General features: G+C 65.9%; 13 protein-coding genes and 1 pseudogene. 4 read left to right on the top strand and 10 right to left on the bottom strand.

What is annotated here, in order from left to right:
* A pseudogene (locus tag ABWP09_RS02505) lies at window positions 1-286 on the bottom strand (hypothetical protein); the annotation flags it as partial.
* 38 nt (window positions 287-324) lie between these two features.
* Window positions 325-624 carry a hypothetical protein gene (locus tag ABWP09_RS02510; protein WP_353203587.1) on the bottom strand — a complete coding sequence of 100 codons (300 nt, stop codon included), beginning with the start codon at window positions 622-624 and terminating at the stop codon, window positions 325-327.
* A 212-nt stretch (window positions 625-836) separates the two neighbouring features.
* Between ABWP09_RS02510 and ABWP09_RS02515 the strand changes: the two genes are divergently transcribed.
* The 3 genes from ABWP09_RS02515 to ABWP09_RS02525 all read left to right on the top strand — a co-directional run bounded on the left by ABWP09_RS02515 (window position 837) and on the right by ABWP09_RS02525 (window position 3,210).
* Complete coding sequence (locus ABWP09_RS02515) at window positions 837-1,850, top strand: ligase-associated DNA damage response exonuclease (RefSeq protein WP_353203588.1); 1,014 nt, start codon at window positions 837-839, stop codon at window positions 1,848-1,850.
* A gap of 11 nt (window positions 1,851-1,861) precedes the next feature.
* On the top strand, window positions 1,862-2,494 hold the full coding sequence (locus tag ABWP09_RS02520) for an SOUL family heme-binding protein (RefSeq protein ID WP_353203589.1): 633 nt from the start codon (window positions 1,862-1,864) through the stop codon (window positions 2,492-2,494).
* Between the two features lie 392 nt (window positions 2,495-2,886).
* Window positions 2,887-3,210: a hypothetical protein gene (locus ABWP09_RS02525; protein ID WP_353203590.1), complete on the top strand. Its 324-nt coding sequence runs from the start codon at window positions 2,887-2,889 to the stop codon at window positions 3,208-3,210.
* 49 nt (window positions 3,211-3,259) lie between these two features.
* Here ABWP09_RS02525 and ABWP09_RS02530 read toward each other — a convergent pair whose 3' ends face one another.
* The 7 genes from ABWP09_RS02530 to ABWP09_RS02560 form a co-directional block, all read right to left on the bottom strand.
* On the bottom strand, window positions 3,260-3,622 hold the full coding sequence (locus ABWP09_RS02530; protein ID WP_353203591.1) for a VOC family protein: 363 nt from the start codon (window positions 3,620-3,622) through the stop codon (window positions 3,260-3,262).
* A gap of 5 nt (window positions 3,623-3,627) precedes the next feature.
* The gene (rpoN, locus tag ABWP09_RS02535) at window positions 3,628-5,133 is read right to left on the bottom strand and encodes an RNA polymerase factor sigma-54 (RefSeq protein ID WP_353203602.1); all 1,506 of its coding nucleotides are present in this window, start codon (window positions 5,131-5,133) and stop codon (window positions 3,628-3,630) included.
* A gap of 175 nt (window positions 5,134-5,308) precedes the next feature.
* Window positions 5,309-6,085 (bottom strand): LPS export ABC transporter ATP-binding protein, encoded by a 777-nt coding sequence (gene lptB / locus ABWP09_RS02540; protein WP_353203592.1) that lies wholly within the window; start codon window positions 6,083-6,085, stop codon window positions 5,309-5,311.
* Window positions 6,086-6,216: 131 nt separating this feature from the next.
* Window positions 6,217-6,741 (bottom strand): LptA/OstA family protein, encoded by a 525-nt coding sequence (locus tag ABWP09_RS02545; RefSeq protein WP_353203593.1) that lies wholly within the window; start codon window positions 6,739-6,741, stop codon window positions 6,217-6,219.
* A 5-nt stretch (window positions 6,742-6,746) separates the two neighbouring features.
* A complete protein-coding gene (gene lptC / locus ABWP09_RS02550; RefSeq protein WP_353203594.1) occupies window positions 6,747-7,376 on the bottom strand; it encodes an LPS export ABC transporter periplasmic protein LptC in 630 nt (209 codons plus the stop codon).
* The gene (locus ABWP09_RS02555; protein ID WP_353203595.1) at window positions 7,369-7,989 is read right to left on the bottom strand and encodes a ribonuclease D; all 621 of its coding nucleotides are present in this window, start codon (window positions 7,987-7,989) and stop codon (window positions 7,369-7,371) included. Before ABWP09_RS02555 ends, lptC begins: the two co-directional genes overlap by 8 nt.
* 31 nt (window positions 7,990-8,020) lie before the next feature.
* Window positions 8,021-8,818 (bottom strand): TerC family protein, encoded by a 798-nt coding sequence (locus ABWP09_RS02560; RefSeq protein ID WP_353203596.1) that lies wholly within the window; start codon window positions 8,816-8,818, stop codon window positions 8,021-8,023.
* Window positions 8,819-9,023: 205 nt separating this feature from the next.
* On the opposite strand from ABWP09_RS02560, the gene ABWP09_RS02565 reads away from it, so the two are divergent.
* Window positions 9,024-9,839 (top strand): cold-shock protein, encoded by an 816-nt coding sequence (locus ABWP09_RS02565; RefSeq protein ID WP_353203597.1) that lies wholly within the window; start codon window positions 9,024-9,026, stop codon window positions 9,837-9,839.
* A 388-nt stretch (window positions 9,840-10,227) separates the two neighbouring features.
* Here ABWP09_RS02565 and ABWP09_RS14465 read toward each other — a convergent pair.
* Window positions 10,228-10,409: hypothetical protein (locus tag ABWP09_RS14465; protein WP_502959746.1), on the bottom strand; the 182-nt coding region annotated here is incomplete at its 5' end.

Below are 10,409 nucleotides of genomic sequence, written 5' to 3' on the forward strand. Positions count from 1 at the left end.
GATAGGGCAGTTTGCCATTGTCGCGCGCCGAAGCGATCCACGCGATCAGCCGACTTGCGTCGGCGGAGCGGACGGGTTCGGGCACCGACAGCGTCGCGACGACGGGCGGAGGTTTTGCGGCTTTGCGCTTGATGGGGCGCTCGACCGGGCGCTTGACCGGGGGCTTTGCGGCGAGCGCGGGCTTGGCCGACGCGGCCGCGGCGGCGGGGGGCACGGGGAGCAGCGCCACCCCGATGGCGGCGCCGAGGCACGCGAACGGCCCGGTGAACGCACTTGCGCGCCTCACCGGGCCGTCCATCGCTGCGAAATGATGGTGCGCAGGGCTCAGCCGCGTGGCCGGCGCTTCTGCGCTTGCATCTGCTGGTCGAGTCCATCGACCCGACCGTTGATTTGGTCGATCCGCTGCGCGTTCTGCTGCGCTTGACCGCTGGCGGCTTGCGCTTGCGCCAGGGCTTGACCCGACGTGCCTTCGACCGTCCGCACGCGCCCGTCAATGCCGTCAATGCGTTCGTTCACGGTGGCGATCTGGCTGCGGACGAAGCCCTTGGTGGCGCAGCCGCCAAGCGCAATCGAGCCGACCAGCACCATTGCCAGAGCTGCGGATTTCGTAATGTTGGAACGCATACACTTACCTCTTGATACTGTCGGGGTGCGCGCACCAAGGGCGGGGGAGGCAGGCTTGGCAATCACAATCCGCCGGGCTGTGCGCCTTATGCGGTGGGGGGAACGCATCCGGCGGTTATGCGAACACTCTCAATTCCAAAGGCTTCGGGCGCGCGCGGGTCGGTGACCGTGCGGCGATTGCTGGTCGCGGCTTGAGCCCCCATATCGCCCGCATGACCAAACTCGGCGACTGGATTGATCCCCAACCCCACGGCATTTACGTGAAGCCCGCCGATGTGTGGATCGACCCGTCGCGCCCCACCGCGCGCGCGCTCGTCACGCATGGCCATGCCGATCACGCGCGCGGCGGGCACGATGCGGTGTGGGCAACGCCCGAGACGCTTGCGATCATGGACGCGCGGTACGGCGCGCAAGCCGGGCATCCCGTGGCCTATGGCGAGCGCCGCAGCTTCGGCCCCGATAAAAGCAATGGGGTGACCGCGACCTTCGTCCCCGCAGGCCATGTGCTCGGTTCGGCGCAGATCCTGCTCGAATATCGTGGCGAGCGGATCGTCGTGTCGGGCGATTACAAGCGCCGCGCCGACCCGACCTGCGCTCCGTTCGAGCCGGTCAAATGCGACGTCTTCATTACCGAAGCGACCTTTGGGCTTCCGGTCTTCCGCCACCCCGAAACCGGCGACGAGATCGACAAACTGACCGCCGCGCTCCACGCCAATCCGGAGCGCTGCGTGCTCGTCGGGGCCTATGCACTGGGCAAGGCGCAGCGCGTCATCGCCGAACTCCGCGCGCGCGGGCACGACGCGCCGATCTATATTCACGGCGCGCTCGAAAAGCTGTGCGCTCTGTATCAGGCGCATGGCGTCGACCTCGGCGAGCTGCGCCCTGCCACGGTCGCGAACAAGGCCGAGATGATGGGCCATATCGTCATCGCCCCACCTGGCGCATTGGCGGACCGTTGGTCGCGCCGCTTGCCCGATCCGATCACCGCAATGGCGTCGGGGTGGATGCGCATACGCCAGCGCGCGGTGCAGCGCGGGGTCGAACTCCCGCTGATCCTCAGCGACCACGCCGATTGGGACGAACTCACCGACACCCTGACCGAAATCGCGCCGAAAGAAGTATGGGTCACGCACGGGCGTGAGGATGCGCTGGTGCACTGGTGCCAGACGCGCCAAATCAAGGCGCGGCCGCTGCATCTGGCCGGGTTCGAAGACGAAGACGATTGAGGAAGCAAGCCATGAAGAAACGAAATTGGGCGATGATTGCGGCGGCGGTCGCGGGAACCGCGGTGGCCGGGGCCGCCGCATTCATCGTGCAGGAAAAGCGCACCGAGCAACCGCCCTACACCGTCGAGCGGACCGATGGGCCGGTTGAAATCAGGCGCTATCCCGAATTGCTCGTCGCCGAGACCGAGACCAAAGGCGCCCGGCAGGCAGCGCTGGGCAGCGGCTTCAGCCGCCTCGCCGACTATATCTTCGCCAAGAATCGCGGCGGCGAGGGCATTGCGATGACCGCGCCCGTCCTCAGCGAACGCGACGCGCCGATCGCGATGACCGCGCCGGTGACGAGCGAGCGGACCGGCGACCAGTGGCGCACGCGCTTCGTGATGCCCGCCCAATATACCCGCGCCACGCTGCCCTCGCCCGGCCTCGGCGTGACGATCACGACGGTGCCGCCGCGGCGTGTCGCGGTGTATCGCTTTGCGGGCGTGGCGAACGATGCGGCGCTGGCCAAGGCCGAGGCGGCGCTGCGCGGCTGGATGGCGCAGGAAAAGCTCAACGGCGGGGCGGTGAGCTATGCCTTCTATAATTCGCCCCTCATGCCGGCACCGCTACGCCGCAATGAAGTGCTGATCACGCTGCCGGACTGACCGGTGCGGTGTCGACCATTGCGATGCGCTCGCTCGACACCGCCATCGCTTGCACCGTCGCGACGAATTCGAGCCGTGCGGTGACGCTGCCGGTCCCGATGATCCTCTGCTCGTCTCCCTAGTCGCGGCGCGGGAAGCTGGGGGTGAAGCATGGTCACGAGGACGCGCTAGAGCGCGATGACATTTGACGGACTCCCCGCTCCTTTAGGGGAGGGGCTGGGGGTGGGGCGTCTCCGTATCACCGAGACCGACGCACCCGTGGAGAGGCCCCACCCCAACCCCGCTCCCGGACTAAGGAGAATCCCGCGTTTCGTCACAAAAGTGAAATTACCACTTCACATATCTGCAACATATGTCATCATTCTGTAACAGATCAAAGCAGGAGACTGATGATGACCATGAAATTCGCTATCGCCATCCTTGTCGCAGCAGCGGCCGTCGCTCCGGCCGCGGCCGCGCCTGCGCGCAATGCCGCCGCCGCCGACGTGCGCGCGCTTGAGGCAGTGTCGCAGATTTCGCCGAGCGATGGCGGCGTCGCGATCGAACTCGCCGCCGCCTATCAGCGCGCGGGCCGCATTGCCGATGCCAATACCGCGCTGCGCCGCGCGCTCACACTCGACAATGCGATGCTCGAAACGCCAACCGGCGATTCGGTCTGGTCGCACCAGATCGCCCGTCAGGCACTGACTCGCGACGCGGCGCTTGCTTCACGCTAACCCGCGCATGGTCGGCCGAGACCTTCGGGTTCGGCCGACCGATTGGCGACTAGGGTCGCGCCTCCAGCAACTCGATGCGGTTGCCGAACGGATCATCGACATAAAGCCGCTCATACCCCTCCAGCGGTTCGTCCGCCACGACGCGGTATCCGCCCGCCGCCAACGCGGCCGCTAGCGCAGCCAAATCCGCGACCAGCAACGCCGGATGCGCCTTTCGTGCCGCGCGAAAATCGCGCTCAACGCCAAGATGCACCTTGAGCGCCCCGCGCTCGAACCAGCATCCGCCGCGCGCCGCGAGCTGCGGCGGTTTGGGCACTTCCGGAATGCCGAGCGTGTCGCGATAAAACGCCCGCGCCGCGGCCTCGCCGCTTTCGGGCATGGCAAGTTGGACATGATCGAGCGCAACGATCACAGCGGCTATGCCCCCTCCAGCGCCCGCGCGCGGCGGCGCTGCACCGAGGAGCCGATCCCCAGCGCCTCGCGATATTTCGCGACCGTCCGCCGCGCGATGTCGAAGCCCTTGGCGTTGAGCAGTTCGACCAGCGTATCGTCCGACAGGATCTTGTCGCCCTCGGCGCCGATCAGCGCGCGGATCGCCGATTTCACCGCTTGCGCCGACACCGCATCGCCGCCGTCGGACGATTGAATCGCCGATGTGAAGAAATATTTCAGCTCATACAGCCCGCGCGCGCACGACAGATATTTGTTGCTGGTGACGCGGCTCACCGTCGATTCGTGCATCTCGATCGCGTCGGCTACCTGCCGCAGCGTCATCGGTTTCAGATGCGCGACCCCGTGCAGGAAAAACGCCTCCTGCTGCTTCACGATCTCGGTCGCGACCTTGATGATCGTGCGCTGGCGCTGGTCGAGCGCCTTGACCAGCCAATTGGCGCTGGCGAGCATTTCGCCGAGCCACGCCTTTGACGCTTTGTCGCCGCGCGCGGTCGACAATTCGGTATAATAGCTGCGATTGACCAGCACGCGCGGCAGCGTCGCCGCGTTGATTTCGATGCCCCAGCCATCCTTGCGTTTCGCGACGAACAGATCGGGCACCACCGCTTGCGCCGCCTCCCCGCCGAAGCGGCAGCCGGGTTTCGGATCATAGCCACGTAGTTCGCGGATCATATCGGCGAGATCCTCGTCATCGACATCGCACAGCCGCCGCAGCCGCGCGAGATCGCCGCGCGCGACCAGATCGAGGTTATCGAGGAGCCGCGCCATGCACGGGTCGTAGCGATCCGCTTCCTTGGCTTGCAGCGCGAGGCATTCGGCGAGATCGCGCGCGCCAACACCGGTGGGATCGAAGGTCTGGATGATGCCGAGCACCTGCTCCACCCGCACCAGCGGCACGCCGAGCCGCGTCGCCATGTCGAGCAAGGACGCGCTGAGATAGCCGCACTCGTCGATCTGATCGATCAAATGCGCCGCGATGAACAGATCGGGCCCATCGACGGCGGTCCCGGCCTGCGCGAGCAAATGGTCGGACAGGCTGAGGCCGGTATCGGCAATCTGCGCGAAATCGGGGCCGTCCTCCCCCATCCCGCCGCCGCTGCTCGCGCCGTTGAGGCCAAGCGCACCATCCATTCCGGCGCTGCCCGGCTGATCGGCGACCGAATCGTGGTGGAAGCTCTCCGCGGTGAAATCGACGTCGAGTGAAGCCTCACTCGCATCGCCGCCGCCCATGACGAGTTCGTCGGCGGTGGCGGGGGAGTCGCGCAGCGGCGTCTCGGCCTCGCGTTCCTGCGTCGGGCCATCGTCATCGGGGGCGCTGGCTTCGAGCAAAGGGTTGCGCTCGATTTCCTCGGCAAGGAAGCCTTCGACTTCGAGGTTCGACAGCGCGAGCAAGCGGATCGCCTGCTGCAATTGCGGCGTCATCACCAGCGATTGCGACTGGCGCAGATCGAGGCGCGGGGCGAGGCTCACAACGTCTCGGGGGGCGAACAAACACCCAATTCCGTCACCCCGGCCTCGTGCCGGGGTCCACCAAGCCGCACGCGAAACGCCAGAGCCTCATCCCACAGCCCAAGCGGGCCGGTGGACCCCGGCATAAGGCCGGGGTGACGGGAAAGGGAGCGAGGATGGGCTCCGATTCCCATGACTAAAGCGAGAAGCCCTCGCCCAGATACAATCGCCGCACATTGGCATCGGCGACCAATTCGTCGGGCGACCCGCTGAACAGCACGCGCCCGTCATAAATGATATAGGCGCGGTCGCAGATGCTCAGCGTCTCGCGCACATTGTGATCGGTGATCAGCACGCCGATGCCGCGGTCTTTCAACTGCGAAATCAAATCGCGAATGTCGGAAATCGACAGCGGGTCGATCCCGGCAAACGGTTCGTCGAGCAGCATGATCGACGGGTCGGCGGCGAGTGCGCGGGCAATCTCGGCGCGGCGCCGTTCGCCGCCCGACAGCGCCATCGCCGGAGATGCGCGCAACCGCGTCAGCCCGAATTCCTCAAGCAGCGTCTCGAGCCGGACCTTGCGCGCGTCCTTATCGGGCACCGCCAGTTCGAGCACGCTCAGGATATTCTGTTCGACGCTCATCCCGCGAAAGATCGAGGTTTCCTGCGGCAGATAGCCAAGCCCGAGGATCGCGCGGCGGTACATCGGCAACCCGGTAATATCGTCGCCATCGAGCATGATGCGGCCCGAATCGGGCTTCACCAGACCCATCACCGAATAGAAACACGTCGTCTTGCCCGCGCCATTGGGCCCAAGCAGCCCGATCACTTCGCCCTTGCCAACGGTGAGCGAGACGTCGGTCAGCACCGTGCGCTTGTCGTACGATTTCGCGATCGACACGACCGAAAGGCCCTCCGAAACAGCGGTTTCGGTCATTGGCGGTGCGGCGTCTAAGGTCAGGCTATCGGTCATCGCAGGTCCCGTGCTCGCATTTAAGAGTGACCGAAACGTTGATGTCCGGCATCTGGCAGGTTTGTTGCATGTATAAGCGAAACCCGGCGTCCGCGAAAGGTGTGGGGCGGGGCATCGCCCCGCTGCCCGCGTCAGTTGCGCTTGGGGACCGAGAAGGTGCCGCTGACGCGCCCGCCGCTGCTGGTCGTCGCGCCCGCGCCGCCGCCGCCGACAGAAGATCCGTCGATGATCGCGCGGCCCGTATCGAGGTTGATCGTCAGCCGCCCGCCGCTCACGGTATTGCCCGCCTGGATCAGCGTCACTCCGCCCAGCATCGTCACCACACGCTTGTTGAGATCGTACACCGCGAAATTGCTGCGCGCGGTCTGGTCGGGCCGGGTGACGGTCACCCCGCCCGACGCGTCGAGCCGTGAGACTTGCGGGCTGCCATCGACGACTTGGCCGGTATAGCTGACCGTCATCCGCGCGGCGTTGAGCGTCATCTCCGCCTGCGTGACCGAGACCTTGCCCGACAGCACGGCGCGATTGGCCTTGTCCTGCAATTCGATATGGTCGGCGCCAAAATTGATCGGCGCGTTCGAATTGTGCGCCTGCTGGGCGGCGGCGGAACCCGCACACGCAAGCGTGACGGCGACAAAGAGGAGAGGGATGCGCATCGCCACTATTTCGTCCTTCGCGGCACGAACCGCAAGCGGGCATTGCCGTCGAGCGTGACGACATGCCCCTCCAGATCGGCGTTCATCTGGTCCGCGCTGAACGTCCCCTGCGGCACCGTGCCGGTCACCGCACCGCCGCTTTTGAGCGTCTTGGTCCTGAGATCGACCGTCGAATTCTGTGTCTCCAGCCGATATCCGCCGCTGCTGTCGACGCGCACCGGGCCGTCGATCGCGACTTGCTGCTTGTCCATGTCGTAATGGCCGTGATCGGCGACGATGCTGGCCGGCCCGTCGCGCAAGTCGATTCGCGCCGAGAGTTGATGGAGCAGCACGATCGGCTCGGCCGAACTCTTCTGCACCGCCGAGCCTGCGCTGAGCGCGAACCGCTGCCCCCGGTCATCCTCGCCGCGATACGTCGCCGACTGGACGCGCAAGCGTTCCTTCGCCACCTCGACCTTATTCTTGTCGAGCAGGAAGCTGACATCGCCGCCGGCATAAAGCGGCAACACCACGACAAACGCCGCCAGCACGCCGATCGCCATTGGCAACACCCGGCGCAGCACCGCGATCACGCGGTCGTGGCTCGATCCCGGTGCGGCCCAGATCTGGCGGGAGGTGCGCGCCGGATTAGGCATGCGCGAAGATGTCGACCTCGGGCCAGCCGGCAATGTCGAGCTCGGCGCGCCATGGCAGGAAGTCGAAACACGCCTGCGCCAACTCGGTGCGCCCCTCGCGCGCGAGGCGCAGGTCGAGCTCGTTGCGCATCGCATGGAGATAGCGCACGTCCGAGGCGGCATAATCCTTCTGCGCGTCGCTCAGCTCCGGGCTGCCCCAATCCGACGATTGCTGCGCCTTGGAAATATCCTGGCCGAGCAATTCGCGCACCAGCTCCTTCAACCCGTGGCGATCGGTATAGGTGCGGATCAGCCGCGAGGCGATCTTGGTGCAATAGACGGGCGCGGCGGTCACATCGAGATAATGGCTGATCGCCGCCAGATCGAAGCGCGCGAAATGGTACAGCTTCACACGCGCCGGATCGGCGAGCACAGCGCGCAGGTTTGGCGCGGCATAATCGCTGTCGGGGCCAAAGCGCACCAGATGCTCGTGCGGACCGCCATCCGACAATTGCACCAGGCACAGCCGGTCGCGCGGCGTGATGAGACCCATCGTCTCGGTGTCGACGGCAATGTCGACCCCTGCGGCGAAGATGTCGGCGGGAAGGTCTTCTTCGTGGAGATATACTGTCATCGCGCGGCCCTAGCGGGAAGCGCGCGTGCGTTCAATGCGCGCGCTTCTTCGCCCGCCCTTTGCGCGACGCGATGTTGAGCGCCTCGACCCCGCCCGAAAACGCCATCGCGGCATAGATATACCCTTTGGGCACATGCACGCCGAAGCCATCGGCGATCAGCACCGCGCCGATCATCAGCAGGAAACCGAGCGCCAGCATCACCACGCTCGGGTTGCGCTCGATGAAATTGGCGAGTGGCGTGGCCGCGAGCAGCATCACGCCGACCGCGACGATCACCGCGACGATCATGATCGGCAAATCGTTGGTCATGCCGATCGCGGTCAGGATCGAATCGACCGAAAACACCATATCGAGCAGCAGGATCTGTACGATCGCCGCGCCGAACGACAGGGCGACCGCACGCTTTTTGTCGAGCAAATTGCCCGACTCGCCACCGCCGTCCGTTTCGGGGTCGAGCGAATGGTGAATCTCCGTCGTCGCCTTCCACAACAGGAACAGGCCGCCCGCGATCAGGATCAGGTCGCGCACCGAAAACGCTGTCTCGAAACTCGGCACGCCATTTTCGCCGACCGCCCCGGTGATGCCAAGATCGACCACCGGCGCGACCAGCCCCGCGATCCATGCGATCGCCGACAGCAAGACGAGCCGCAGGATCAGCGCCAGCCCGATTCCGACGCGGCGCGCCCGAATACGCTGCTCCGCGGGCAGCTTGTTCGACAGCAGCGAGATGAAAACGAGATTGTCGATTCCGAGCACCACCTCCAGCACGATCAGCGTGGCGAGCGCCGCCCAGGCGGCGGGATCGGCGATAAGGGACATGATCGACATCATCAATTCTGTGCCGCGCTTGCAACGCCCGTGCAAGAACCGTGTGAGGCGTGCCGTATTTTAGACGAATTCATTCGCGGCGCTGCGGTTTTTAGGCTACCACGAGTCGGTACCATAATCGTTTTGGTGCATGTGCCTTCGCGTCCTTCGTCCGACGCTGCGGTTACTATGATGGTTTCGGACGAGCCGGGAAGACGAACAGGGCATGAGTTTCGATAAAGGACGCCGCGGCGATCGTGGCGGGCGCGGGCGCGACAAGCGCGACGGTTTCGGCGATAGCGGCGGCTTCGACGGCGGTTTCGGCGGCGGTGGCGGCGACCGGTTCGGTGGCGGTGGTGATCGCTTCGGCGGTGGCGGCGACCGATTCGGCGGCGGCGGCGGTGATCGCTTCGGCGGCGGCGGCGGCGGTGGTTTCCGCAGCGGCGGTGGCGGCGGCTTCGGCGGTGGTGGCGCAGGCGGCGGCGCTGGCCGCGGCATGCCCCCGCAGGTCGTTGGCGAAGGTACCGGTGTCGTAAAATTCTTCAACGGGCAAAAGGGCTTCGGCTTCGTCGTACGCGATGATGGCGGCGAGGACGTGTTCGTGCACATTTCGGCTGTCGAGCAGGCCGGTCTCACCGGTCTGGCCGAGGGTCAGCCGTTGGGCTTCACCCTGGTCGATCGCGGTGGCCGTATTTCGGCGACCGATCTCAAGATCGACGGCGAGCCGATGGCCGTCACCGACCGCGGCCCGCCGCGTGAGCGTGACGCAGCCCCAGGCGGCCCGCGTGGCGCTGCCCCCGGCGGCGCACCGCAGCGTTCGCTGACCGGTGAAAAGGCGACCGGCACGGTCAAGTTCTTCAACGCGATGAAGGGCTTCGGCTTCATTCAGCGCGACGACGGACAGCCCGATGCGTTCGTCCACATCTCGGCGGTCGAGCGTGGCGGCATGTCGTCGCTCAACGAGGGCGACCGGCTCGAATTCGAACTGGAAGTCGATCGTCGCGGCAAGATGGCAGCGGTGAACCTTACGTCGATCGCGTAACCGCGTTCGACTGATGGACAGATAGACCCGGTGGGCTTTACGCCCGCCGGGTTTTTCTGTGTCTGCAATGCGAGCGCTACGCCTTACCGTGTTCCCCGTAGCGCTTCCCCGGCGAAGGCCGGGGCCCCGTCGCGAAACCTGCATTGGCGCGCGCCGCGCTCACCACCTCCGCAAGCGCAGCTGGCCCCCGGCCTCCGCCGGGGAAGCGATCGGAAACACGAAGGGCCCGCCATGCGCCTCGCCCTGCGCGCCGCCGCCCTCGCCGCGCCCGCGCGACGGCCGCGCACACGCTCCTGCTGATCGATCTCGGCGGAACCTGGTGCCTCGATTGCCGCTTGCTCAACAGAACGATGGACTTGCCCGAACTGCGCGGCTTCCTCGCCAAACATTATGAGATCGTCACCGTCAATGTCGGCCGCTTCGACAAAACCTCGATATCGCCGCGCAATATGGCCTCAACGAGCATTTCGGCGGCGGCGTCCCCGGCGTCCTGATCGTCGATCCGCGCACCGACACGCTTGCCGACGCCCGCACGCTCACCCCGCAAGCGCAGTCGGACTGGCTGGCGGG

Origin of the sequence: Sphingomonas sp. (assembly GCF_040398505.1) — a bacterium.
GTDB lineage: Bacteria > Pseudomonadota > Alphaproteobacteria > Sphingomonadales > Sphingomonadaceae > Sphingomonas.

What these genes read in the sequence shown, in the direction of transcription:
- ABWP09_RS02555 (WP_353203595.1), bottom strand. Translation starts at nt 7,989, where the DNA reads ATGACAGTATATCTCCACGAAGAAGACCTTCCCGCCGACATCTTCGCC.
- ABWP09_RS02560 (WP_353203596.1), bottom strand. Translation starts at nt 8,818, where the DNA reads ATGTCGATCATGTCCCTTATCGCCGATCCCGCCGCCTGGGCGGCGCTC.
- ABWP09_RS02520 (WP_353203589.1), top strand. Translation starts at nt 1,862, where the DNA reads ATGAAGAAACGAAATTGGGCGATGATTGCGGCGGCGGTCGCGGGAACC.
- ABWP09_RS02515 (WP_353203588.1), top strand. Translation starts at nt 837, where the DNA reads ATGACCAAACTCGGCGACTGGATTGATCCCCAACCCCACGGCATTTAC.
- ABWP09_RS02565 (WP_353203597.1), top strand. Translation starts at nt 9,024, where the DNA reads ATGAGTTTCGATAAAGGACGCCGCGGCGATCGTGGCGGGCGCGGGCGC.
- ABWP09_RS02510 (WP_353203587.1), bottom strand. Translation starts at nt 624, where the DNA reads ATGCGTTCCAACATTACGAAATCCGCAGCTCTGGCAATGGTGCTGGTC.
- ABWP09_RS02525 (WP_353203590.1), top strand. Translation starts at nt 2,887, where the DNA reads ATGACCATGAAATTCGCTATCGCCATCCTTGTCGCAGCAGCGGCCGTC.
- lptB (WP_353203592.1), bottom strand. Translation starts at nt 6,085, where the DNA reads ATGACCGATAGCCTGACCTTAGACGCCGCACCGCCAATGACCGAAACC.
- ABWP09_RS02545 (WP_353203593.1), bottom strand. Translation starts at nt 6,741, where the DNA reads ATGCGCATCCCTCTCCTCTTTGTCGCCGTCACGCTTGCGTGTGCGGGT.
- lptC (WP_353203594.1), bottom strand. Translation starts at nt 7,376, where the DNA reads ATGCCTAATCCGGCGCGCACCTCCCGCCAGATCTGGGCCGCACCGGGA.